At 63.7% G+C, this 24394-nt stretch carries 26 protein-coding genes; 9 read left to right on the top strand and 17 right to left on the bottom strand.

The features are described 5' to 3' along the window. From AC0L2L_RS00875 to AC0L2L_RS00905, 7 genes are all read right to left on the bottom strand, one after another. Positions 1-2577 (bottom strand): sensor histidine kinase, encoded by a 2577-nt coding sequence (locus AC0L2L_RS00875; protein WP_473575510.1) that lies wholly within the window; start codon positions 2575-2577, stop codon positions 1-3. Between the two features lie 189 nt (positions 2578-2766). Next, positions 2767-4167: an adenosylhomocysteinase gene (gene ahcY, locus AC0L2L_RS00880; RefSeq protein ID WP_473575511.1), complete on the bottom strand. Its 1401-nt coding sequence runs from the start codon at positions 4165-4167 to the stop codon at positions 2767-2769. 215 nt (positions 4168-4382) lie between these two features. Beyond that, positions 4383-4679: an HPr family phosphocarrier protein gene (locus AC0L2L_RS00885; protein WP_473575512.1), complete on the bottom strand. Its 297-nt coding sequence runs from the start codon at positions 4677-4679 to the stop codon at positions 4383-4385. After that, complete coding sequence (locus tag AC0L2L_RS00890; protein WP_027166957.1) at positions 4676-5077, bottom strand: PTS sugar transporter subunit IIA; 402 nt, start codon at positions 5075-5077, stop codon at positions 4676-4678. Before AC0L2L_RS00890 ends, AC0L2L_RS00885 begins: the two co-directional genes overlap by 4 nt. 265 nt (positions 5078-5342) lie before the next feature. After that, positions 5343-5804: an HPr kinase/phosphorylase gene (locus AC0L2L_RS00895; protein WP_473575513.1), complete on the bottom strand. Its 462-nt coding sequence runs from the start codon at positions 5802-5804 to the stop codon at positions 5343-5345. A 13-nt stretch (positions 5805-5817) separates the two neighbouring features. After that, positions 5818-7602: a stimulus-sensing domain-containing protein gene (locus tag AC0L2L_RS00900; RefSeq protein ID WP_473575515.1), complete on the bottom strand. Its 1785-nt coding sequence runs from the start codon at positions 7600-7602 to the stop codon at positions 5818-5820. Between the two features lie 137 nt (positions 7603-7739). Next, positions 7740-8441 carry a response regulator transcription factor gene (locus tag AC0L2L_RS00905; RefSeq protein ID WP_006201274.1) on the bottom strand — a complete coding sequence of 234 codons (702 nt, stop codon included), beginning with the start codon at positions 8439-8441 and terminating at the stop codon, positions 7740-7742. A gap of 341 nt (positions 8442-8782) precedes the next feature. Between AC0L2L_RS00905 and AC0L2L_RS00910 the strand changes: the two genes are divergently transcribed. The 5 genes from AC0L2L_RS00910 (at position 8783) to AC0L2L_RS00930 (ending at position 13904) form a co-directional block, all read left to right on the top strand. Then, on the top strand, positions 8783-10393 hold the full coding sequence (locus AC0L2L_RS00910; RefSeq protein ID WP_473575517.1) for a phosphoenolpyruvate carboxykinase: 1611 nt from the start codon (positions 8783-8785) through the stop codon (positions 10391-10393). 183 nt (positions 10394-10576) lie between these two features. Further along, a complete protein-coding gene (arfB, locus tag AC0L2L_RS00915) occupies positions 10577-11014 on the top strand; it encodes an alternative ribosome rescue aminoacyl-tRNA hydrolase ArfB (protein ID WP_473575519.1) in 438 nt (145 codons plus the stop codon). A gap of 202 nt (positions 11015-11216) precedes the next feature. Further along, a complete protein-coding gene (gene lysM / locus AC0L2L_RS00920) occupies positions 11217-11690 on the top strand; it encodes a peptidoglycan-binding protein LysM (protein WP_027166963.1) in 474 nt (157 codons plus the stop codon). A gap of 313 nt (positions 11691-12003) precedes the next feature. Then, positions 12004-12621: an alpha-ketoglutarate-dependent dioxygenase AlkB gene (locus tag AC0L2L_RS00925; RefSeq protein ID WP_473575520.1), complete on the top strand. Its 618-nt coding sequence runs from the start codon at positions 12004-12006 to the stop codon at positions 12619-12621. A gap of 68 nt (positions 12622-12689) precedes the next feature. Continuing rightward, the gene (locus AC0L2L_RS00930; protein WP_473575522.1) at positions 12690-13904 is read left to right on the top strand and encodes a glycosyltransferase family 87 protein; all 1215 of its coding nucleotides are present in this window, start codon (positions 12690-12692) and stop codon (positions 13902-13904) included. 46 nt (positions 13905-13950) lie between these two features. Here AC0L2L_RS00930 and AC0L2L_RS00935 read toward each other — a convergent pair whose 3' ends face one another. The 10 genes from AC0L2L_RS00935 to hisB all read right to left on the bottom strand — a co-directional run bounded on the left by AC0L2L_RS00935 (position 13951) and on the right by hisB (position 21077). Then, on the bottom strand, positions 13951-15159 hold the full coding sequence (locus AC0L2L_RS00935) for a glycosyltransferase family 87 protein (protein WP_473575524.1): 1209 nt from the start codon (positions 15157-15159) through the stop codon (positions 13951-13953). 89 nt (positions 15160-15248) lie between these two features. Beyond that, positions 15249-16208: a type I pantothenate kinase gene (coaA, locus tag AC0L2L_RS00940; protein WP_027166969.1), complete on the bottom strand. Its 960-nt coding sequence runs from the start codon at positions 16206-16208 to the stop codon at positions 15249-15251. An 80-nt stretch (positions 16209-16288) separates the two neighbouring features. Then, positions 16289-16612, bottom strand: coding sequence for a phosphoribosyl-ATP diphosphatase (locus AC0L2L_RS00945; protein ID WP_473575526.1), 324 nt, complete (start codon positions 16610-16612; stop codon positions 16289-16291). A gap of 71 nt (positions 16613-16683) precedes the next feature. Next, positions 16684-17475, bottom strand: a complete 792-nt coding sequence (gene hisF, locus AC0L2L_RS00950) for an imidazole glycerol phosphate synthase subunit HisF (RefSeq protein ID WP_473575528.1) — start codon at positions 17473-17475, stop codon at positions 16684-16686. Next, entirely contained in the window at positions 17475-18314 is an 840-nt protein-coding gene (locus tag AC0L2L_RS00955) for an arginase family protein (RefSeq protein WP_473575529.1), read from the bottom strand. The genes hisF and AC0L2L_RS00955 overlap by 1 nt, the downstream gene beginning before the upstream one ends. Continuing rightward, positions 18311-19057: a 1-(5-phosphoribosyl)-5-[(5-phosphoribosylamino)methylideneamino]imidazole-4-carboxamide isomerase gene (hisA, locus tag AC0L2L_RS00960; protein WP_473575531.1), complete on the bottom strand. Its 747-nt coding sequence runs from the start codon at positions 19055-19057 to the stop codon at positions 18311-18313. Before hisA ends, AC0L2L_RS00955 begins: the two co-directional genes overlap by 4 nt. A 2-nt stretch (positions 19058-19059) precedes the next feature. Continuing rightward, positions 19060-19350: a DUF1330 domain-containing protein gene (locus AC0L2L_RS00965; protein WP_473575534.1), complete on the bottom strand. Its 291-nt coding sequence runs from the start codon at positions 19348-19350 to the stop codon at positions 19060-19062. Further along, on the bottom strand, positions 19351-20001 hold the full coding sequence (gene hisH / locus AC0L2L_RS00970; RefSeq protein ID WP_473575536.1) for an imidazole glycerol phosphate synthase subunit HisH: 651 nt from the start codon (positions 19999-20001) through the stop codon (positions 19351-19353). A gap of 1 nt (position 20002) precedes the next feature. Continuing rightward, entirely contained in the window at positions 20003-20476 is a 474-nt protein-coding gene (locus AC0L2L_RS00975) for a DUF2628 domain-containing protein (RefSeq protein ID WP_473575537.1), read from the bottom strand. A gap of 4 nt (positions 20477-20480) precedes the next feature. Then, entirely contained in the window at positions 20481-21077 is a 597-nt protein-coding gene (gene hisB / locus AC0L2L_RS00980; RefSeq protein ID WP_473575539.1) for an imidazoleglycerol-phosphate dehydratase HisB, read from the bottom strand. A gap of 215 nt (positions 21078-21292) precedes the next feature. On the opposite strand from hisB, the gene hslV reads away from it, so the two are divergent. The 4 genes from hslV to hslU are packed head-to-tail and all read left to right on the top strand — an operon-like array spanning position 21293 to position 24336. Beyond that, entirely contained in the window at positions 21293-21844 is a 552-nt protein-coding gene (gene hslV / locus AC0L2L_RS00985; RefSeq protein ID WP_027166978.1) for an ATP-dependent protease subunit HslV, read from the top strand. A 50-nt stretch (positions 21845-21894) separates the two neighbouring features. Continuing rightward, a complete protein-coding gene (locus tag AC0L2L_RS00990; RefSeq protein WP_473575541.1) occupies positions 21895-22419 on the top strand; it encodes a GNAT family N-acetyltransferase in 525 nt (174 codons plus the stop codon). Positions 22420-22423: 4 nt separating this feature from the next. Then, positions 22424-23023: a DUF2585 domain-containing protein gene (locus tag AC0L2L_RS00995; protein WP_473575543.1), complete on the top strand. Its 600-nt coding sequence runs from the start codon at positions 22424-22426 to the stop codon at positions 23021-23023. Between the two features lie 2 nt (positions 23024-23025). Continuing rightward, complete coding sequence (gene hslU / locus AC0L2L_RS01000) at positions 23026-24336, top strand: ATP-dependent protease ATPase subunit HslU (RefSeq protein WP_027166981.1); 1311 nt, start codon at positions 23026-23028, stop codon at positions 24334-24336. The last annotated feature ends 58 nt before the right edge of the window (positions 24337-24394 follow it).

Raw genomic sequence — 24394 nt, forward strand, 5'->3', positions numbered from 1 at the left:
CTACTCGGCCGCGTCGCGGATGCCCGGCGTATCCGGGATACCCGAAGGCTTGTCCGGGAAGGTGCAGATGACCGTGGTGCCCCTGTCCTGGCCGGTCTCGATGCGCACGGTTCCGCCGTGCAATTCGACGAAGCTCTTGACGATGGAGAGCCCCAGCCCGGCGCCGCGCCGCCGCCCGCCATTGGTGCGCGGCTCGAAGCGGCGGAATACCGATTCCAGCACGTCCGGCGGCATGCCGGGGCCGTCATCATGCACCGAGAACTCGACGCTGTCGGCCAACCGGCGGCAGGTCAGCGTGATCGTGCTCGCCTCCGGCGCGTAGTTCGCCGCGTTGCTGAGCAGGTTGTAGAGGATCTGGCGGATGCGGGTTTCGTCGCCATGGAAGCTTGCCGGCGCCTCCGCCGCAACGATCTCGAGCTTGATCCGGTGCTCGTCCAGCCGGTCGGCGACCAACTCGGCGGCCGCGGCGATCGTCCGGTCGATGTTCATTTCGGAGATGTCGAGCTGCATGATGCCGGCATCGACGGTCGCCAGGTCGAGGATATCGTTGACGATGGTGAGCAGCACCGATGACGATGAGCCGACATGCTCGACATATTCGGCCTGCTTCTGCGTCAGCGGACCGGTCGAGGGCAGCGACAGAAGCTCGGTGAAGCCGATGATGTTGGTCAGCGGCGAGCGCAACTCATAGGACACGTGCTGCACGAATTCGTTCTTCAACTGGTCGGATTTCTCCAGCGCCTCGTTCCTGTCCTTCAGCGCCCGCTCGACATTGACGGTGTCGGTGACGTCGACGAAGGTGATCATCACTTGGCCGTTCGGCAGGTGGATCACCGCGTAGCTCAGCACGGTGCCGTCGACAAGCTCGATCTGGCCGCGGCGGTCGCGGCGCTCGTCGTCGAAGCCGGTGACCGCGGCGACGAAGCCGCCCCATGGGCTGTTCGCGACCCGCTGGTCGCACAGGTCGCGGATCGCCGTGACATGGACGTTGGGCTTGACTGCTTCCACCGTCAGCCCCCACAGCGCGATGAAGGCGGGATTGGACAGGCGCAGCCGCCCGTCCGGACCGAACACGACCACGCCTTCGGCGAGGTTGTCCAGCGTCTCGCCCTGTACCCGCACCGCGGTCTGGTAGCGGCTTTCGAGGTCCATCTTCTCGGTCAGGTTCTCGAACACCCAGGTGACGCCGCCCTTCGGCTGCGGGTTCGCTACCACGCGGATCGTCTTGCGGTCGGGCAGGTGCCACCAGTGCTCCTGCGATTCGACGGCGCGATAGGCGCTGAGCAGGTTTTCCTTCCAGCGCCGCCATTCCGGCTGTTCGGCGATCTTGCCTTCGCTGCGCAGCCGGTCGAGCAGCAGCGTGTTGGAAGGCGCGCTGAGCAGGAAGCCGCTGTCGAGACCCCAAAGCTTCTGGAAGGCCTGGTTGAAGAAGCGCAGTTTTTCGTCGGTGTCGAAGATCGCCACCGCGGTGTTCAACTGGTCGAGCGTGTCGGCATGGCTGCGCACGGTCCGCTCGTATTCGGCGCGGATCGTCTCGGCGGCACTGGTGTCGCAGGCAAGCCCCGCCGAACCGTCGGCGCCGGCGAAGTCGGTGACCGCGAACATGCGGCGGTCGCCCTCGATCACGGTGGAAAGCGTCTGTTCGAAGACCGGGCGCGACTTGTGCTGCTCGGCGATCTGCTCGCGCGCCTGGCCGCCGAGGAATTCCTTGGCGTCGCGCACGGCCGCAGCCGCGTTTTCCGCCTCCACCGCCTCGGCATAGGCGCGGTTGACCCACTGCAATCGCCCGTCCGCGCCGCGCAGCCATGCCGGCATCTTCAACGCGTCGAGCAGGCCAACCATGGTGTCGTAGTCGGCGCTCAGCCGCTGGTTCTCGATCTTCAGCCTGGCCTGGCTGCGCAGCGTCTCCGACAGTGAGACGAAGCGCACCAGCACATGCGCCGCGCTCTTGCGGCCGTGCACTTCCAGCGGCACGCCGGCTTGCGTTTCGATGACGAGATCGAAGGCCTTCGCCTGTTCGCGCAGGGCGGCAACCGCGTGCTCCAGCGCCGCCGCCGAGCGCGGCATCAGCCAGCGGCCGAAGGCAAGGAAAGCCGACCTGTCGTCGGGGGCGCCGCTTTCCAGCGGCAGGCTGCCGATGAGTTCGGGTTTCTTGTTGTCCGTTGTCCAGACGATCAGGCGCTGGTCGCGCAGGTTGAGCAGCGCCTCGGAACGCTGCAGAGCCGCGTTGACATCCGCGATGCGAGCTCTGAGCTGGACATTCTGCGAGGCGGTGCGTGCGCGCTCGCGGATCAGGAAGATGGCCGAGACAAGCGCTGCGCCCATGACGCCGACGAACATGGCGAGCTGCATGACCTCGACGGTGCTGACCGGCGCAGCGGCCTTTCCCGGGATGCCTATGTCGGCATGGGCGGCAAAGGCGAGCAGCGGGCTGGCAAGCGCCGAGGTGGCAAGAAGCAAGCCCAGCCTCGCGCTGGCACGAAAAGCACCGCCGCTCACGGCAGGGCCGGCATCGTTCGAATCCTTATGGCCGCCGGAAACGGCCTTTCCCGCGCGTGGCGGGTAATCCCCCGGCATGTCTTGGTCCTCTTCGGTGCTTGAATGCAAGACCGCCCTGAATGCGTCCCCGGCCCAACATGTCCCCGGCCGCGAATCACAACAATAACGCTTGCCGGAATCGGCGTGAAGAATCATTGGCGTAAAAAATAAAGCCGGGCGGAAAGTCAACCGCCCGGCTTCAATATATGGTAGATAATTTCGCTTTGGTTAATAGCGGTAGTGTTCAGGCTTGTATGGGCCCTGCGGCGTCACGCCGATATAGGCGGCCTGTTCGCCGGATAGCTCGGTGAGCTTGGCGCCGAGCTTGTCGAGATGCAGCCGCGCCACCTTCTCGTCGAGGTGCTTGGGCAGCACATAGACCTGGTTCTGGTACTGGCCGTGCTTGGTGAAAAGCTCGATCTGCGCCAGCACCTGGTTGGTGAACGAGGCCGACATGACGAAGCTCGGATGTCCGGTGGCGTTGCCGAGGTTGAGCAGGCGTCCCTCGGACAGGAGGATCATCCGCTTGCCGTCCGGGAAGGTGATCAGGTCGACCTGCGGCTTGACGTTGGTCCATTTCAGGTTGCGCAGTGACGCCACCTGGATCTCGTTGTCGAAGTGGCCGATATTGCCGACGATCACCATGTCCTTCATCGCCCGCATATGGTCGAGAGTGACGACATCCTTGTTGCCGGTGGTGGTGATGATGATGTCGGCGGTGGGCGCCGCGTCCTCCAGCGTGACGACCTCGAAGCCGTCCATCGCCGCCTGCAGCGCGCAGATCGGGTCGACCTCGGTCACCTTGACGCGGGCGCCGGCGCCGCGCAGCGAAGCCGACGAGCCCTTGCCGACGTCGCCATAGCCGCACACCACCGCGACCTTGCCGGCCATCATCGTGTCGGTGCCGCGGCGGATGCCGTCGACCAGCGATTCCTTGCAGCCATACTTGTTGTCGAATTTCGACTTGGTGACGGAATCGTTGACGTTGATCGCCGGGAAGGGCAGCAGGCCCTTCTTCTGCAGCTGGTAGAGGCGGTTGACGCCGGTGGTGGTCTCCTCGGTGACGCCGCGGATCGCTTCCCGCTGCTTGGTGAAGAAGCCGGGCGAGGCCTTCAGGCGCTTCTTGATCTGGGCGAACAGGATCTCCTCCTCCTCGCTGCCGGGATTGGACAGCACGTCCTCGCCGGCCTCGGCGCGCGCGCCGAGCAGGATGTACATGGTGGCGTCGCCGCCATCGTCGAGGATCATGTTGGAGATGCCGCCGTCGGTCCACTGGAAGATGCGGTCGGTGTAGTCCCAATAATCATCCAGCGACTCGCCCTTGATGGCGAACACCGGAATGCCGGCCTCGGCGATCGCAGCGGCCGCGTGATCCTGGGTCGAGAAGATGTTGCAGGAGGCCCAGCGGACATCCGCGCCCAGCGCCTTCAGCGTTTCGATCAGCACCGCCGTCTGGATGGTCATATGCAGCGAGCCGGTGATGCGCGCGCCCTTGAGCGGCTTCTTGGCGCCGAACTCCTCGCGGCAGGCCATCAGGCCCGGCATTTCGGTTTCGGCGATCTCGATCTCCTTGCGGCCCCAGCCGGCAAGCGAGATGTCGGCGACCACATAGTCCTTGCTACCCGTCATGGCAGTGCTCCGGTGTGATTTATCTCAAAGGCGCGCCGGCGCCGGGAGGGCGCAATGAGGGCGCGAATTGCCGGCCTGACTAGCAGATCGGCCGTCACACGACAATGGGATATAAAGAAATCTTTATGCGCGCATGTCTTGGGAGCAATGCATGTCGCCCAAAAGTGCGAAGCGGTTTTGGGACAACGACGTGCATCCAGCAAAGAAACCCGCGATCAGATTTCCTCGCCGAAACGCGAGGCGACCAGCTGCTCCAGCGCATCCATGGCCGGCACGGCTTCCGGACCGCTGGCGATGACACGGATCGAATAGCCCGGGCTTGCCGCCAGCATCATCAGGCCCATGATCGAGGTGCCGCCGACCCTCACGCCGTCCTTCTCGACATGGATGGTGGCGTCGAAGCCGGAGGCGACCTGGACGAACTTGGCCGAAGCGCGCGCATGCAGGCCGCGCTGATTGATGATCGGGAACTCCCGCACCACCTCAGCTTTCTCCGGCGCCGATGCGTTCATTTGCTGCTCAGGAGCTGGCTGGCGACATTGATGTATTTGCGGCCCGCCGCCTGCGCTTCGTCGAGCGCGGCGGCCATGTTGTCGCCCTTGCGGATCGAGGAGAGCTTAATCAGCATCGGCAGGTTCATGCCGGCGATGACCTCGGTGCGGCCGGATTCCATCACCGAGATGGCAAGGTTGGAGGGTGTGCCGCCGAACATGTCGGTGAGCACGATGACGCCGGCTCCGGTGTCGACGCGCGCAACCGCGTCGACGATGTCGGCCCGGCGCTGCTCCATGTCGTCGTCGGCGCCGATCGCCACGGTTTCGAAATTGTCTTGCGGCCCGACGACATGCTCTACGGCATGCCGGAACTCGGTGGCGAGTTGACCGTGCGTCACGAGCACGAGTCCGATCATTCTCTGGTGGCTCCCGTCATCGCCGCTTCATAGGCGTATCTTATGTTCGCCAGCCATTCTAGGCGGCGGGAGCGCTATCTTGTCGACGCACGGCCGGTTGACAAGCCCAAAATTGCGGCAGCCCGGGCCATTTTGACGCATCGCAACAAAAAACCAAAGCATGTCTCCCGAAAGTGGGAGCGGGTTTCGGGACAAAGACATGCGCAGAATCAAAACCTAAGGCGCATGGAGCGAATCTGAAGATCGCGGCGCGCTTCAGGCCGGATCATGAAAAAGGCTGGATCGACAGCCGCGCCATCAGCATCGGCAGCGCGGTTGTGACGTTTTGCCGGGCGACGTCGATGCGGGGTAGCCGGCAGCCGTCGATTGTTTCGACGGCTTCGTCCTGCAGCCGCGCCATCTCGGCCGGTTCGACAAGCCGAACCACAAGGTCGATCACGGCGGCCGGTTCGAAGGCAAGCGGCCGCGGTCCGATGCCGTGCACCTCGACCAGGCCGGCGATGGTTGCCGGCGCGCGGCACACCAGCCGGCCGCCATGCGCTGCCGCAAGCAACTGGTCGTCGCCGACCAGCCGGGAAAACACCCCGCGAGCGAGGCAATGATCGAGGAGCGCCAGCGCCAGCGTCGTCTTGCCGGCGCCCGACGGCCCGGCGATCAGCACGCCGCGCTCGCCGATCAGGATGGCCGTCCCATGGATGTTCCGGTGCTTGGTGGCTGCGTCTGGCATGTCGGTTAGGCGATCAGCCTTCCGCGGGCAGCGTCACCACGAAGCGCGCCCCTTTGATCTCGCCGGGCTTGGTGCCCGGGATGTTCTCGGCCGTCAGCGTGCCGCCATGCGCCTCGACGATCTGGCGGCTGATCGACAGCCCGAGGCCGGAGTTCTGGCCGAACGCCTCGCCGGCGGGCCGGTCGGTGTAGAAGCGCTCGAAGATGCGATCGATCTTCTCCGCCCGGATACCCGGGCCGTTGTCGTCGACGGTGATGATGTTGAACTTGCCGGCGCGCGCCAGCGAAATGGTGATATGGCCATGCTCGTCGGGCACGAAGGAGCGCGCGTTCTCGATCAGGTTGGTGATGACCTGGCCGATCCTGAGATCATGGCCGACGACGAAATAGCCCTTGGCGCCGGCCGGCAGCTTGGCGACCTTGAGCTCGATCTCGACAGCCTTCTTGTTGCGCGTGGTCTCGCGCGAGACCGCGATGAGATCGGTGGTGAACTTCTTCAGATCGACGGTTGCCGCATCATCGCGCGCGAGCTCGGCATCGAGCCGCGAGGCATCCGAGATGTCGGTGATCAGCCGGTCGAGCCGCCTCACATCGTGCTGGATGATTTCCATCAGCCGGCCGCGCGAGTTCTCGTTCTTTGCCAGGGGCAGCGTCTCGACCGCGCTGCGCAGCGAAGTCAGCGGGTTCTTCAATTCGTGCGACACGTCGGCGGCAAAGCTTTCGATCGCCTCGATGCGCGCGTAAAGCGCGTTGGTCATGTCGCGCACGGCGATGGACAAATTGCCGATCTCGTCCTGGCGGTCGGAAAAATCGGGGATTTCCTCGCGGCTCTTGACGCCGCGCCGCACCCGGACGGCGGCGGCGGACAGCCGCCGCAGCGGATTGGCGATGGTGGACGCCAGAAGCATCGACAGGATCGCGGTGACTAAAGCCGCCACCCCGAACACGCGCAGGATCGCCTTGCGCTCGGCCGCGACGATCTTGTCGATGTCGCCGCCTTCGGTGGATAGCATCAGCACGCCGAGCACGGCGCGAAAACGCTGGATCGGCACCGCGACGGAGACGATCTGCTCGCCCTGCTCGCTCACCCGCACGATGGTCGATGGGCTGCCGGTCAGCGCCTTGACCACCTCGGGGAAGGCCGCGCCATTGCCGCCGGGCTGCTCGTGATAGATGGGCAGGTCCTTGTTGCGGAAGAAGTCGAAGATGAACTTCTCGACCCGCTCCACGGCGCCGGGCTGTTCGTCGTCGACGGGCGGCAGGTCGTAGCGCAGGATCTGGCCGCGCGAATAGAGATGCCGGGAATCGAGCAGGAGGTTGGCGTCGCGGTCATAGATGCGCGCGCGCGTGCGCGTCGGCGAGATCAGTCGCCTGAGCACCGGCGCGACGCGCTCTGGGTTGATCGGGAAGTCGAGATTGTCGAGCTGGTCCGACCCTGGCCCCAGGCTCTCGCCGGCCTGCAGCTCGAGCAGCTTTTCCGGATCGATGCTGATCGAATCGGTTTCCACCGTCGCCGAGGCCGCGATGGCTCCGGCAATGATTTCGCCCTGCGTCATCAGGCTCTCGACACGGGCGTCGATCAGGCCGTCGCGGAAGGTGTTGAGGTAGAGGATGCCGGTGACCAGCACGGCGAGGCCGGCCAGGTTGAGGAACAGGATGCGCCGCGTCAGGCTGGAAAAGATGTGATGGCCGAGAAACCGGCGCATCGGCACGGTGATCTTCGACAGGAATGCGGGCACGATCCGCGGCTGACGCCTTGCCGCGCCGGCCCGTCTGCCTCGCTCTACTTCCACTGCCATCGAATAGCAGGCCCTGCTTAGTTGGTGAGTAGTGAGTAGGCAGTAGGGGATAGAGAAATGGTTGGCTGACCGCGGCTATGCATGAGTGGCCGCTCGCACCATTCAAAACTGACTACCGACTACTCCCTACTGCCTATTCATGCCTCGCGGAACCGGTATCCGACTCCGTAAAGGGTTTCGATCATCTCGAAGTCGTCGTCGACGGCCTTGAACTTCTTGCGCAGCCGCTTGATGTGGCTGTCGATGGTGCGGTCGTCGACATAGACCTGTTCATCATAAGCCGAATCCATCAGCGCATCACGGCTTTTTACCACACCGGGGCGCTGCGCCAGCGAATGCAGGATGAGGAACTCGGTCACCGTCAGCGTCACCGGCTCGCCCTTCCAGGTGCAGGTATGCCGCTCCTGGTCCATCACCAGCTGGCCGCGTTCGAGCGAGCGCGCCTGTTGGCTGGGCGCCTTGGCCGCCGCCTCGCGGGCGCTGGTCCGGCGCAGCACCGCGCGCACGCGCTCGACCAGCAGTCGCTGCGAGAACGGTTTGCGGATGAAGTCGTCGGCGCCCATCTTGAGGCCGAACAACTCGTCGATCTCATCGTCCTTCGACGTCAAGAAGATGACCGGCAGGTCCGACTTCTGGCGCATGCGGCGCAACAGCTCCATGCCGTCCATGCGCGGCATCTTGATGTCGAGGATGGCGAGGTTAGGCGGCCGAGCCGCCAGGCCTTCCAGCGCCGACGCACCGTCGGTGTAGGTTTCGACCCGATAGCCCTCGGACTCGAGCGCGATCGACACCGAAGTCAAAATATTGCGGTCGTCGTCGACAAGCGCGATTGTTGCCATTTCAACTGGCTCCCTCATGAGCGTTCCCTTCTGTCGTCGAGAAGGGGCTTTTGCAGGACAAATTGGGTACAAAATGTGGCACGGGCCTTGTCCGAAGTCACGGGCGGCCTGCCGCTACACACCATCGCACCCCTATTGGGATTGGACGAAGCAACCCTGCCAATCCTTTGGGCAACCTCTATGACTTTTTGCACATATAAACGATTTAAACAACTTTCAAATTTTTTAAATCGATTAATGATTTGATATCATTCGGCTTTTCTGTTTCTGAACCTGACAGCCCCCGGCGCGCGCTTCGGGAAATCACCGTCAGACGCGGCCAAATCCAGAGAGGAAATTTGATGTCGGAAGCCGGCAAACGCAACCCCGACTGCGCTATTGACGCGATCGGCCTGAAGACCACGGGCATGGTGCGCTACAATCTTGGCGCGGCCGAACTCTATGAGGAAGCGATCCGGCGCGGCGAGGCGAGATTGACCGCGCAGGGCGCGCTGGTCGCCGAAACCGGCCAGCACACCGGGCGTTCGCCCAAGGACAAGTTCGTCGTGCGCGACGAGGCGACCGGCCCGCATGTCTGGTGGGACAACAACAAATCGGTCACGCCGGCGCAGTTCGAAGCGCTGTTCGCCGATTTCAAGGCCCATGCAGCCGGCAAGGACCTCTACGTCCAGGACCTCGTCGGCGGCGCCGACGCCGAGCTGAAGCTGACGACCCGGGTCGTCACCGAATTCGCCTGGCATTCGCTGTTCATCCGCAATCTTTTGATCCGCCCCGAAGCCGCGGAGCTCGAGCGCTTCGCGCCGCAGATGACGATCATCGACCTGCCCTCCTTCCGCGCCGACCCGGCACGCCACGGCACCCGCACCGAAACGGTGATCGCGGTCGATCTCACCCGCAGGATCGTGCTGATCGGCGGCACCTCCTATGCCGGCGAAATGAAGAAGTCGGTGTTCACCATGCTGAACTATCTGCTGCCGGCAAAGGGCGTGATGCCGATGCATTGTTCGGCCAATGAGGGGCCGGACGGCGACACGGCCGTCTTCTTCGGCCTGTCCGGCACCGGCAAGACGACGCTTTCCGCGGATCCGTCGCGTACGCTGATCGGCGACGACGAGCACGGCTGGGGTCCGCACGGCATCTTCAATTTCGAGGGCGGCTGCTACGCCAAGACGATCAGGCTTTCGGCCGAGGCCGAGCCGGAAATCTTCGCCACCACGCAGCGCTTCGGCACGGTGCTGGAAAATGTCGTGCTCGATGCCGGCCGCGTGCCGGATTTCAACGACGGCAGCCTCACCGAAAACACGCGCTGCGCCTACCCGCTGGACTTCATCCCCAACGCCTCGAACACCGGCCGCGCCGGCCATCCGAAGAACATCATAATGCTGACGGCCGACGCTTTCGGCGTCATGCCGCCGATCGCCAGGCTGACGCCGGCGCAGGCGATGTACCACTTCCTGTCGGGCTATACCGCCAAGGTTGCGGGCACGGAAAAGGGCGTCACCGAACCGGAGGCGACGTTCTCGACCTGCTTCGGCGCCCCGTTCATGCCGCGCCACCCGTCCGAATACGGCAATCTGCTGCGCGAGCTGATCGCCAGCCATGGCGTCGACTGCTGGCTGGTCAACACCGGCTGGACCGGCGGCGCCTACGGCACCGGCCGCCGTATGCCGATCAAGGTGACGCGGGCCCTGCTGGGCGCCGCGCTCGACGGTTCGCTGAAATCGGCCGAGTTCCGCACCGACGCCAACTTCGGCTTCGAGGTGCCGGTCGCGGTTCCGGGCATCGACGGCGCCATTCTCGATCCGCGCTCGACCTGGGCGGACAAGGCCGGTTACGACCGCCAGGCCGCGAAGCTGGTCGGCATGTTCGCTGTCAATTTCGAGAAGTTCGAAGGCCATGTCGACGCGACCATCCTCGGCGCCGCGCCGCGGCTGCAGGAAGCGGCCGAATAATCGCGGCCTCTAGAGCAATTCCAGGAAAAGTGCGAGCGGTTTTCCGTCCGGAATTGCGCCAAAACAAAGAGATAGGGCGGTTCGCCGTTTCCGTGAAACGGTGAATGCTCGAGCGTCTTGCTTCAAGGGCCCGGTTCACACCGGGCCTTTTCTTTTTGTGGCCATCGCGTCATGAGTGCATGCATGGCGAGCGACGACGACATCATCATTACCGGCGAAGCAATTATCCACCCGGGCGACCTGCACGAGGATTTCATCCGCTCGTCGGGCCCGGGCGGCCAGAACGTCAACAAGGTGGCCACCGCCGTGCAACTGCGCTTCGACGCCGCGAACGCATCGGGCCTGTCCGAGCGCGTGCGCGAGCGCGCCATCAAGGTTGCCGGCCAGCGCGCCACCAAGGACGGCGTCATCGTCATCGAGGCCGGCCGCTTCCGCACCCAGGAGCAGAACCGCGCCGACGCGCGGATGCGCCTGACCGCGCTGATCGCCAAGGCGGCCGAGCCGCCGCCGCCGCCGCGCAAGAAGACCAGGCCGTCCAAAGGCGCCGTGGAGCGCCGCCTCAAGAGCAAGGCAGGCCGGTCGACGGTGAAGAAGCTGCGCGGTCGGGTCGAGAACGATTAGAGCAATTCCAGGAAAAGTGGGAGCGGTTAGGCTCGGCGCCCACGCCGTAGCCTTCCGTCCGGAATTGCGTCAAAACAAAGAGATAGAGTGGTTCGCCGTTTCCCTGAAACGGTGAACCGCTCTGGCACGGTTGAATCGGCTGCTTCCAATTCAGGGTTGCAGATGGCAAGCTCGGGTTGCTGCAACAGCGAGGAGACCAGCAATGGGTATTTTCGATTTCGTCAAAGGCGTCGGCAAGAAGCTCGGGCTTGGCGGCGACGACGAGGCATCGCCAAACGCGGACACGTTGAAGAAGGAGCTCGATTCGCACAGACTGGGCACGGACGGCGTCGAGGTTGCCGTTCAAGGCGATACCGCGGTGCTGAAGGGCACCGTCAAGGATCAGTCGGTCTTCGAGAAGGCGGTGATCGCCGTCGGCAACACGCTCGGCGTCTCCAAGGTGCAGGCAGACGAGCTGAAAGTCGCGCCCGAAGCCGGCAAGGCGGCGGCGCCGGCCAAGGAACCGACGCTCTATACGGTCCAGAAGGGCGATAACCTCTGGAAGATCGCCGAAAAGCAATACGGCAAGGGTAAGGGCGCGAAGAACAACATCATCTTCGAGGCCAACAAGCCGATGCTGACGCATCCCGACAAGATCTATCCCGGCCAGGTGCTGCGCATACCGGACCTCGCCTGAACCGGCGATCGGCTTGCAAGAACAGGAACGGCGGCTTTCGGGTCGCCGTTTCCGTTTGCCGGTGGCATGCTAATGCATGTCGCCCAGAAGTGTGCAGCGGTTCTGGGACAACGACATGCATAAAAACAAAGACTTAAAGCGTGCCGCATGAATCCGTTTCAGCGCGGCACGCTTTAGAGCCGGATGATTTCAGGTCGAAGCGACCTGAAATCTGAATCCGGCTCTAAATCAAAGAGATAGAGCATGATGTCGTCCGAAAACCGCTTCACATTTTTCGGCATCATGCTGTAGCGCGGATAAACCGGATCGACCCATGCTCGTTCTGCCCAAAGGCGTCCGCCATATGCCGGGCTACATCGCCCGCCCCGCCCAGGAGGCGCTGGTCGAGGAGATCCGGCGCGTCGTGCAGGCGGCGCCCCTCTATGTGCCGGCCATGCCGCGCACCGGCAAGGAGATGAGCGTGCGCATGACCAATTGCGGCGCGCTTGGCTGGGTGACCGACAAGGAGCGCGGCTATCGCTACCAGCCGACGCATCCGGTGACGGGCGAGCCCTGGCCGCCGATCCCCGAGGCGCTGCTGAAAATATGGCGCGAAGTCTCGGCCTACCTGCATCCGCCCGAGGCCTGCCTGGTCAATTTCTATTCGGCGGATGCCAAGATGGGCCTGCACCAGGACCGCGACGAGAAGGATTTCGCCGCGCCCGTGGTGTCGGTCTCGCTGGGCGACGACTGCCTGTTCCGGGTCGGCGAGGACAGGCGCGAGGGCGGCACGAAGTCGTTCAGGCTGAAGAGCGGCGACGTCGTCGTTCTCGGCGGCGAGGGGCGCCTCGCCTTCCATGGCGTCGACCGCATCTACCCCGCGACGTCGGCCCTCTTGAAGAATGGCGGCCGCATCAATCTGACGCTGCGGCGGGTGACGGAGCCCGGCTGACCATGCCTGCGGCAACGCGATTTTAAGGACAGCTCAGCTACAAGCACGGTTGCGAAACCGAGGTCGCCATGGAACCGAATTGGATCAGGACCCGAAGCCTCTTGGACGTGGCCATCGTCACGGTCGTATCGATCATCGCTCTGTGGATGGCCGACATCTACCTGAGCATGTTGTGGAACCTGAACAGCAAAGGTCTTTCTGAACTTTCGCACAGGCTTCCCTATTGGGACTTCACCAATCTCTGGGCTGGTTCCCGCATGGCCGTCGACGGCCATGTTGCTACCCTCTTCGACGTGGACGCCTACCGCGCGGCGCTGCGCGACATGTTCTCGCCCGACCTTCCCAATCAGGAATGGAGCTATCCGCCGAACATCCTGTTGCTCGGCGTTCCGCTTGCGACCCTGCCGATCCTGCCTGCCTACCTGGTCTGGACGATTGGAACCGTTCTGTGCCTGTGGCTGGCTATCCGGCCGCTGAAGCTCGGAGCGGCCCTGGAACTGGCGATTGTCCTCAGCCCCGCGGTGATCTGGAACTCGGTGTTCGGCCAGAACGGCGCGCTGACGACTGCCCTGTTGATTGGAGGCCTCGCTGTGGCGCCAAAGCGTCCGCTGCTGGCCGGGATACTGTTCGGCCTGCTGACGATCAAGCCGCATCTCGGCATTCTCGTGCCTTTCTGCCTGCTCGCCAGCGGCAACTGGCGAGCCATTCTCGCGGCCATCGGGACTGCCGCCCTGATCGCCGTCGCCACCGGCCTGTTCTTCGGCTTCGACGTCTGGCGGCTGTTCCTGACCGAGACCCGTCCCTTGATGACGTCGATCATGGAGGCGCCTTATCCGCAGCCCTATCAGTACAACGCGATAACGGTGTTTTTCACGGCAAGAGCGATCGGTTTTGGGCTGACCGCCGCCTATGGCGTGCAGGCGGTCGCGACCATCGTCTCCATTGCCGCGGCGGTCTGGCTCTGGAGGCCGGGGCGCCTGGTTTCGCATCAGGAACGCGTGGCGCTTACCGCTGTCCTTGCAATCCTTGCCACGCCCTATGGCTACACCTACGACACGATCGGCGTGGCCGTAGCGGTGGCGATGCTCGCCACGATGGTTTCGAGGCCGCCTCGACTGATATTGGCGATTTGCTGGCTCTGGCCTTTCGTCACGCATTTTTTCACCTGGGGCGGATATTGCGTCGCTGTCCTGATCCCGCTGTTCCTCGCCGCGTGGATGCTGCTTTCGATATGGACGACAGGCCGCAAGACCGAACTCTCCGGGGAGCCGTCCCTGGCGTAAGCGTTCGTAGCGGTTTTCCGCTCGCAATTGCGCAAAAACAAAGACTCTATGGCGCCGCGTCCATCTTGGCGCTCACACGCCGCCGCAGGAGGTCAGGCGTAAGGCCGGCGTCGCGCAATGCCACAACAAGGAGCGCGAACATGACAACCGCGGCGAGCGGGATTTTCAGCAATCCAAACTGGATCATGGCGAGAGGAAGCAGCATCGCCAAGGTCAAGATGGTGATCCGGGCCTTGCCCTCGGGCAATGGCGGGTCCTTCAAAGCCATCAGCCCGAGCGCGCCGGCAAGCAGGCCGAGATCGTAGGTAAGCGCATAAGGCGTGATGATAAATGTGGCGATCAGCAAAAGAATGCTGCGGTCGCGCGCATCGCCGAGACGGAAGAAGGCTATGATGACGATTAGCGCCACGGGCGCGGCGACCGAGAGATGCAGCATGAGCGCCAGGTCCGGACCGAAGTTCCAGTTGCGGAGCGCGCCATAGACGGAGGGCATCATCGCCAGGAACAGGCCCTCGAGCACCCTCATGACCGCGTTCTGGTACGGCACGACATTTTGGATATAGCCGCGCCACGTGTCGGGCCCGAAGACAGCGGCCGAGGCTGCCACCAGCAGCAGCGTGGTTATGATGGCGCTGGCGATGACGGTCCAACGCCGCTCGGCCACCAGCAGGAAGGGAAACAACAGGCCGAGCTGCGGCTTGATCGTCAGCAGGCCGAGCAGGATGCCGGCAATGATCGGCCTTTTTTCACGCAGTGCCAGCGCGCCGAGCGCCAGGGCCGCGCAGAGATAGCCGTTCTGGGCGGCCCAGAAATTGAGAACCACGAAGGGCATTGCGGCGACCCAAGCCATCAGGTTCCGTTCGCCGATGAACGCGCGATAGGCGAAAAGGAAAGCGATGCCTGTCGTTGCCAGGAAAAGCAGCAGCGCGGTCTTGTAGCCAAGCAATCCGAATGGCCAGATCAGGAAGAGGAAATGCGGCGGATAGCTCCAGTTGTGCCAGGGATATCCGCTGCCGAAAGCCTCCTTGAGGTGGCTGAAATAGACGTCCCAAGGCCCGAACAGGTCCTGCACCCTGCCGGAAAGCAGCAATCTGGACGCCATCCAGTAGTTGGCGAAATCCTTGTCGGCAAAGTGCGAGTCGAGGCCCGGCGCAAGGATCGCAACCACGGTCGCGCAAGCGAGCACCGCTGCCGCGATGGATGCGGCCGCGAACACGAACAGATATGGCTTCGGCAGTGCCAGCAGCCGTTGCATGAAACCTTGCCTGTTGCCTGGTCGGTTTCTTGCAGGAATCTCTTAAGAAACCTGAAAGTCGGCCGGTGCCGCGCGGCTCACGCGCGGCCTCACAGCTTCCTCAACGCCACTTCCTCGATCAGGTGGTTGGTGCCCTTGCGCAGGATGAGATCGGCCCGCGCCCTGGTCGGCAGGATGTTCTCGCGCAGGTTCTTGAGGTTGATATTGGCCCAGAGTCCCTCGGCTATGGCCCGCGCGGCATCCTCGGAGAGTTGCGAATAGCGGTGGAAGAAGGAGTCCGGATTGCGGAAGGCGGTCTCGCGCAGCCGCATGAAGCGCTGGATGTACCACTGATGGATCAGCTTCTCGTCTGCATCGATATAGATGGCGAAGTCGAAGAAGTCGGACAGGAACGGCACGATCTTGCCGTCTTTCGGCAGCTTGCCCGGCTGCAGCACGTTGATGCCTTCGAAGATCAATATGTCGGGACGGTCGATGGTGACGAACTCGCCGGGGATGACGTCGTAGGTCAGGTGCGAATAGACCGGCGCGCGGACGCTGCTTTGGGCCGACTTCATGCCGGACAGGAACCTGAGCAGCGCGCCGACGTCGTAGCTCTCGGGGAACCCCTTGCGCTCCATGAGGTTCTCGCGGCGCAGGATCTCGTTCGGCAACAGGAAGCCGTCGGTGGTGATGAGGTCGACCTTCGGGCTTGACGGCCAGCGCGCCAGAAGCTCCTTCAGCACGCGCGCCGTGGTCGACTTGCCGACCGCGACCGAGCCGGCAATGCCGATGATGAAAGGCGTCTTGACGACATCCTGAGCGTTGAAGAAAGCCTGGCGCTGCCGGAACAGAAGCTGGCTTGCCTCGACATGGGCCGAGAGCAGCCGCGACAGCGACAGATAGATGCGCTTGACCTCTTGGAGGTCGACCGGGTCGTTGAGCGAGCGCAGCCGATCGATCTCGTCCTCGGTCAGCGTCAGCGGCGTGTCGGCGCGGAACTGCGACCATTGCTCGGCGGAGAAGAATCGATAGGGGGAATATTTCTCGGTAGGAGCAAGCTGGTCCATCGAGTCTCCTGCCCTCCTAGAGCATGATGCCGAAAAGTGTGAAGCGGTTTTCGGACGACATCATGCTCTATCCGTCTCTTTCAACCCTTTGACCGGGCTGCCTTTTCGGCGATGCCCGAACGGCCCGTGCGGCCTTCGAGCTCCTTGAGCACGTCGTCCAGAGGAACCCCTGCGATGCCGAGGACGACCAGCCAATGATATATAAGATCGGCGCTTTCCGAAACGAGGGTTTTCTTGTCCCCCTTGATGGCGGCAATTACCGTCTCGACCGCCTCCTCGCCGAGCTTCTGCGCCGCCTTGTCCATGCCCTTGGCGAACAGCTTCGCCGTCCACGAGTCGGGATCGCCGGAATGGGCGCGCTGATCGATGATCGATTCAAGCTCGGCGAGCGAAAAGTCTGCCATAACAGTCATCTATCTACTTGTTTAAGCATGATCTTTTCCGAAAACCGGGTCCCGCTTTTCGGGATCATGCTTTAAGCCCGATGAACCGCCGAGTCCAGCCGCATCGGCAGGCCGGCTCTGGCCATATGCGCCTTGGCCTCGGCGATCGTGTAGGTGCCGAAATGGAAGATCGAGGCGGCCAGCACCGCGCCCGCATGGCCGTCGCGGACGCCTTCGACCAGGTGATCGAGCGTTCCGACGCCGCCCGATGCGATCACCGGCACGCGCACCGCGTCGGCGATCGCGCGTGTCAGCGCAATGTCGTAGCCGGCCTTGGTGCCGTCGCGGTCCATCGAGGTGAGCAGGATCTCGCCGGCGCCGCGCTCGACCATGCGTCTGGCGAAGTCGACGGCGTCGATGCCCGTCTTCTCGCGTCCGCCATGGGTGAAGATCTCCCAGCGGTCGGCCTCGCCTTGCCCCGACACCTTCTTGGCGTCGATCGCCACGACGATGCACTGGTTGCCGAATTTGTCGGCGGCCTCCGCGACGAAATCCGGGTTCTTCACCGCTGCCGTGTTGATCGATACCTTGTCGGCGCCGGCCAGGAGCAGCTTGCGGATGTCGGCCACCTGGCGCACGCCGCCGCCGACGGTGAGCGGCATGAAGCATTGCTCGGCCGTCCTGGCGACCACGTCGAAGATCGTCTCGCGGTTGTCCGACGATGCGGTGATGTCGAGGAAGCAGAGTTCGTCGGCTCCTGCCGCGTCATAGGCCTTGGCGGCTTCGACCGGATCGCCGGCATCGACGAGATCGACGAAATTGACCCCCTTGACCACGCGGCCGTTCTTGACGTCCAGGCAAGGGATGACGCGGGCCTTGAGCATCACTTGCCTTCCAGCGTCGAGAGCAGGTCGACCACCAACTCGCCGACCAGCGGCGGCACGTCGCCCTTGGGATCGAAGGCGGGATCGTAGGCGGAAATGGTCAGCCCGGCGATGCTGAGCGGGCCGGCCAGGCCGCACATCGCGGTGCGCACCTGCTCGGGCGCCGGACCGCCGGGCGTGGTGTAGCGGTTGGCCTGCAGCTTCTCGGGGTCGTGCACGTCGAGGTCGACATGCATGTGGACTTGCCGGGCGCCGTCGGCCTTCAGTCTTTGCGCCGCGCTCTTCCAGTCCGGACACTCGGTTCGGATGATCGGCAGCTTTTCCAGCAGCTCCTTCTCCGCGCTGTCGAGGTCGCGCGCATTGACCAGAACGCAGCGCGACGGATCGACCGGCTTGAAGCCGGGGATCTGGTTCGCCATCGGCCGCCAGCAGAGGCCGAGCACGGTGGCCAGCGCCATGCCGTCGAGGAAGCCGGTGGTGGAGGTCTCCGGCGTGTTGAGGTCGCCATGCTGATCGGCCCAGATGATGGCATCGGCGCCCGCGCCGGCCACAGCGCCTGCGCTGGTCAGGCAGTTGCCGGCCAGCACGATCGGAAACCGCTCCTTGTCCAGCGCGATGCGGACCTCGCCCGAAACGGCGTTGCAGACGGCAAAGCCGGTGCCGATCTCGCGCTCCTGCTCATCCTCGACCACCTTGCCGATGTCATACACCTCGACGTCGTGGCCGGCGAGCTTCAGCGCCTCGGCCAGTCCGCCGGAGATCAGCGCGTCCGGGCCCTGGCCGCAGCCGCCATGGAAATGGCCGCTGTCATAGGATGCCAGGATGATCGAAATATTCACGGTCTTGCCTCCGCCCTCTCGCCGCGCAGGATCGCCAGCGCCTCGGCCGGGTCGATACGCCCGTCATATAGGGCGCGGCCGGAGATCGCGCCTTCGAGTTTTTGCGCATCGGGCATGGTCATGCGCACGATGTCGGCAATCGAGGCGAGGCCGCCGGACGCGATCACCGGAATGGACACCGCCTCGGCGAGGCTGATCGTCGAATCCCAGTTGATGCCGGAAAGCACGCCGTCGCGGTCGATGTCGGTGTAGATGATGGCCGCCACGCCCGCGCCTTCGAATTTCTTCGCCAGCTCGATGACGCCGAGTTCGGAGGCTTCGGCCCAGCCTTCGACCGCCACCTTGCCGCCCTTGGCGTCGATGCCGACGGCGACCTTGCCCGGGAAAGCCTTGCAGGCTTGCTTGACCAGCTCCGGCTCGCGCACCGCGACCGTGCCCAGGATGACGCGGGCCAGGCCGCGATCCAGCCAATCCTCGATCTGCGGCAAGGTGCGGATGCCGCCGCCGAGCTGCACCGGGTTCTTGGTCGCCTTGAGGATGGCGCCGACCGCGGCGCTGTTGACGCTTTGGCCCTTGAAGGCGCCGTTGAGGTCGACGACATGCAGCCACTCGAAGCCCTGCTCCTCGAAGGCCTTGGCCTGCGCGGCGGGGTCGTCATTGTAGATTGTGGCGGTGGCCATGTCGCCGTGTTTCAGGCGCACGCATTGGCCGTCCTTGAGGTCTATTGCCGGAAAAAGGATCACGCTCAGGCGCCCTCGACGATGACGAAGTGTCCAGTTGATGCTGCCCGCCTGTGTTTCAGCGCTCTTTGGTAAGCCTCCGAGCGGTAGCAATTCAAAGCGGTCTCATAGGAATCGAATTCGACCACGACGTGCCTGCCAAAATCCGATCCTTCGGGGTTCGTGGCAGGTCCCCCGCGGACGAGATAGCGGCCTCCGAAACTGGAAGTGGCATCGCCGATGGCGTCACGATAACGCTGATAGCCCTGGGTATCGGTCACGGTGAGCATGACGATCCAATAGCCCTTCTTGCTCATTTAGGGCCTCCATTTCAGGAAATTGGTGATCAGCGCCAGGCCGAGCGCCTGGCTCTTTTCGGGATGGAACTGCGTGCCGGCGAGATTGTCGCGGGCAATCGCGGCCGTCACCGCGCCGCCATAGTCTGCGGTCGCCACGATCTCGGCCGGGTTCGTTGCTTCCAGGTGATAGGAATGGACGAAATAGGCGTGCAGCCCCTTCGGGCCGGTCTCGATGCCGGAAAACAGCGGATGCCGGCGCGTAAGCTCGATCGTGTTCCAGCCGATCTGCGGGATCTTCAGCGCCGGATCGGACGGCGTGATCTCCTTGACGTCGCCCGCGATCCAGCCGAGCCCTTGGGTGACGGTCTTCTCCAGCCCGCGTTCCGACATCAGCTGCATGCCGACGCAGATGCCGAGGAACGGCCGCCCCTTGGCAATGGCGACTTCCTCCACCGCCTCCCACATGCCTGACACCGCGCGCAGGCCGGCGGCGCAGTCGGCATAGGCGCCGACGCCCGGCAGCACGATGCGGTCGGCGGAACGCACGCGCTCGGCGTCGGCCGTAAGCTCGATGGTCGCGGCAAGGCCCGCCTCATGCGCAGCGCGCTCGAAGGCCTTGGTGGCCGAGCGCAGATTGCCCGAGCCGTAGTCGATGATGGCTACCCGCATGTCAGGGCCTTCCGGGCGTATGGGTCAGTCCCAGCGCCATGCCGGTTTGCGGCGGACGCGCCAGCGATGCGTCCGGCACGATTCGCGGCATGGGCGCCTTCTCCTCCCCACCGTCGCCGGTTTCCAGCGCATGGCGCATCTCGGCATCGTCGAGATTGTCGGCCTCGACCACGCCCCATTCGCGCCAGCCGCGCCGGCGCAGCGCCGCGATGCGCAGCCCCCGGCCTTCGAAGCCGACATAGAGCGAGACCAGCAGCGAAAGCATCGATCCGGCCCATTCGAGCCCCAGCCGCTCACCCGCCACCGACAGGATCGCCATGACGATGAAGGTCAATGCCGCCTCGATCCACAGCCGGTGCCAGGCAAGCCAGAGCGGCGCGACCAGGAAACCCAGCCAGGTGAAGCTGTCGCGCACGAGACTTGCGTCCTCGGCTTTGTTGCCGGCCGGCGGCTCCATCACGACATAGATCGCCATAGGGCTATCCTTTCAGGGATCCCTTGGTGGAAGGCACCGCGTCGGGCTGGCGCGGATCAGGCTCCAGCGCCGCGCGCAGCACCCGCGCCACCGCCTTGAAGCAGGTCTCGGCGATATGATGGTTGTTGGCGCCATAATGGTTGGTCACATGCAGAGTGATGCCGGCATTCTGTGCCAACGCCTGGAAGAACTCGCGCACCAGCTCGGTGTCGAAGGTTCCGATCTTGGGCGACGAGAAGGCGACGTTCCAGACCAGGAAGGGCCGGCCGGAGACGTCGATCGCAGCCCTGGTCAGCGTCTCGTCCATGGCAAGCTCGATCGAGGCGTAACGCATGATGCCGCGCCGCTCGCCCAGCGCCTTGCTCAGCGCCTGGCCGATCGCGATGCCGGTATCCTCGACCGTGTGGTGGTCGTCGATATGCAGGTCGCCCTTGGCTTTGATCGTCATGTCGATCAGCGAATGCCGCGACAGCTGGTCGAGCATATGGTCGAAGAAGCCGACGCCGGTCGACATGTCGGACTTTCCGGTGCCGTCGACATGGACCGAAACGACAATCTCGGTTTCCTTCGTCTTGCGGCTGACTTCGGCGGAACGCGTCATCGCTTTGTCCTTATTGCCCTGCACGGAAGCCTCGGGGCTTGAAAACGAAAGCCTTCTATCAGCATGATCCGGCGATTGCCAGTTGCCATTCCGGCGGCAATCCGCCTTGCCGGAAGCGGTTTGCAATCGTTGGCCATGTGCATACATATGGCCGATCAATCTCACTCGTACCGCGCCAATCGCCTTTCAAGGGATAGCGCGTATCGGAGCAGCATATGTCGAATGAACTGACCATGCACGCCACGACCATCGTCAGTGTGCGCAAGGGCAACAAGGTCGTGATCGCCGGCGACGGCCAGGTCAGCCTTGGCCAGACGATCATGAAGGGCAACGCCCGCAAGGTGCGCCGCATAGGCAAAGGCGGCAGCGTCATTGCCGGCTTCGCCGGCGCCACCGCGGACGCCTTCACCTTGCTCGAGCGGCTCGAAGCCAAGCTCGAACAATATCCCGACCAGCTGACGCGCGCCTGCGTCGAGCTCGCCAAGGACTGGCGTACCGACCGCTACCTGCGCCGCCTCGAAGCCATGATGCTGGTCGCCGACAAGTCGGTCTCACTGGCGCTGACCGGCAATGGCGACGTGCTCGAGCCCGAACATGGCATCATGGCCATCGGCTCCGGCGGCAATTACGCGCTGGCAGCGGCCCGCGCGCTGATCGACACCGACATGGATGCCGAGGCGATCGCCCGAAAGGCGATGCAGATCGCGTCCGATATCTGCGTCTACACCAACAACAACTTCGTCGTCGAAACGCTCGATGCCGCCTGATGCAACTGGCCATGATCCCAAAAAGTGGGACCCGGTTTTTGGAAGAGATCATGGCCGAACAAGAACACAGCTATGATTTTCGGCCGGTCACGGTTAAGGACCTGCCGATGATCGCCGGCTGGCTCAAAGAGCCGCATATGGCCGAATGGTGGGGCGACCCGGAGAAGGAAATCGCCGAAATCCGCGAGCATATCGGTTCGGTCTCGGTGGAGCCGCTGATCGTCGAGCTCGACGGCAGGCAGATCGCCTACCTGCAAAGCTACGATCCGCATATGGAGGACGACCATCCTTATGCCGACCAGCCGTTCGGCACGCTGGGCATCGATCTGTCGATCGGTCCGCCGGAGCTGGTCGGCATCGGTCATGGCCCGGCCATTGTGCGTCAGTTCGTCGAGGAGCTTTTCGAGGAGGGCGCGCCGCGCGTCATCATCGATCCGCATCCCGGCAATGCCCGCGCCATCCGTGCCTATGAGAAGGCCGGCTTCAGGCCGATCGGCCGGAGGCATTCGCAATATGGGGACGTCGTGCTGATGGCCGTCGATGCGGCCGAGGACGACGAAATTTTGGGGGACTGACCGAATGACCGCATCCGGAGAGGACAAGACGCTTTCGGCCTATGAAGACAGCTGGCGCATGGGCCTGCTGCTCGTACTCGCTTTGGTCATCTTCCAGGCAGGCGCCTTGTACGGCATGGGCCATCCGCCGATCTGCACCTGCGGCTATGTCAAGCTCTGGCACGGCGTGGTCAACAGCTCGGAGAACTCCCAGCACATCGCCGACTGGTACACCTTCTCGCACGTCATCCACGGCTTCCTGTTCTATGCGCTGGCGACATTTCTGTTCCCACGCTCGCCGGTCGGGCTGAGGCTCGCCTTTGCGGTCCTCATCGAAGGCGGCTGGGAGCTCCTGGAAAACAGTCCCTTCATCATCGACCGCTACCGCGCCGGCACCATCTCGCTCAACTATTACGGCGACTCGATCATCAACTCGGTGTCCGACACGCTGTTCATGGTGCTGGGATTTGTCATGGCGCGAAAGCTACCTATATCGGTGATCGTGGCCCTGGCGCTCATTTTCGAACTCGGCACGGGCTACATCATCCGGGACAATCTGACGCTCAACGTGATCATGCTGCTGCATCCGTTCGAGTCCATCAAGCAGTGGCAAAGTGGAATCTGAGTATGACCACCTTTTCTCCCCGTGAAATCGTTTCGGAACTCGACCGCTTCATCATCGGCCAGAAGGACGCCAAGCGCGCCGTGGCGATTGCCTTGCGCAACCGCTGGCGCCGCCAGCAGCTGGAAGGCCAGATGCGCGAAGAGGTGATGCCGAAGAACATCCTGATGATCGGCCCGACCGGCGTCGGCAAGACCGAGATCTCGCGCCGCCTGGCACGGCTCGCCGGCGCCCCCTTCGTCAAGGTCGAGGCGACCAAGTTCACCGAGGTCGGCTATGTCGGCCGCGACGTCGAGCAGATCGTGCGCGACCTCGTTGAGGTCGCCATCGGCCTGGCGCGCGAAAAGATGCGCGGGGACGTCAGCGCGCGCGCCCAGATCAATGCCGAGGAGCGCGTGCTGGAAGCGCTCGTCGGCAAGACGGCGAGCCCGGCCACGCGCGATAGTTTCCGCAAGAAGCTGCGCGACGGCGAGCTCGACGACAAGGAGATCGAGATCGAGGTGGCCGACACCGGCACCGGCGGCATGCCCGGCTTCGAGATTCCCGGCATGCCCGGCGCCAATGTCGGCGTGCTCAACATCAACGACATGCTGTCGAAGGCGATGGGCGGCCGCAAGACCAAGACCCGCAAGACGACGGTGCGCGATTCCTATGCGCTGCTGGTCAACGACGAGTCCGACAAGCTGCTCGACCAGGACGAGGTGGTGCGCAGGGCGCTGGAATCGGCCGAGAATGACGGCATCGTCTTCCTCGACGAGATCGACAAGATCGCGGCCAGGAGCGACATTTCGGGCGGTCCGTCGCGCGAAGGCGTGCAGCGCGATCTGCTGCCGCTGGTCGAGGGCACGACTGTCGCGACCAAATATGGGCCGATAAAAACCGACCATATCCTGTTCATCGCCTCGGGCGCGTTCCACGTCTCCAAGCCGTCGGACCTTTTGCCCGAGCTGCAGGGTCGCCTGCCGATCCGCGTCGAGCTGCGCGCGCTGGAGAAGTCCGATTTCGTCCGCATCCTCACCGAGACGGAGGCGAGCCTGATCAAGCAGTATATCGCGCTGATGAAGACCGAAGGCGTCGAGCTGACATTTACGGACGACGCCATCGATTCGCTCGCCGGCATCGCCGTCGACCTCAACGCCAGCGTCGAGAATATCGGCGCGCGGCGCCTGCAGACGGTGATGGAACGGGTGCTGGACGAGATCTCCTACGATGCGCCGGACCGCAACGGCACCGCCGTGACCATCGACGCCGCCTATGTCGAGAAGCATGTCGGCGACCTGTCGCGCAACACCGACCTGTCGCGGTTCATCCTTTGAGAAAAAAGGAGGCGGCGGACCAGGCTGTGAACTCAAAACCGGCCAAGACGAGGATCGA

The organism is Mesorhizobium sp. WSM4832 (assembly GCF_055811115.1).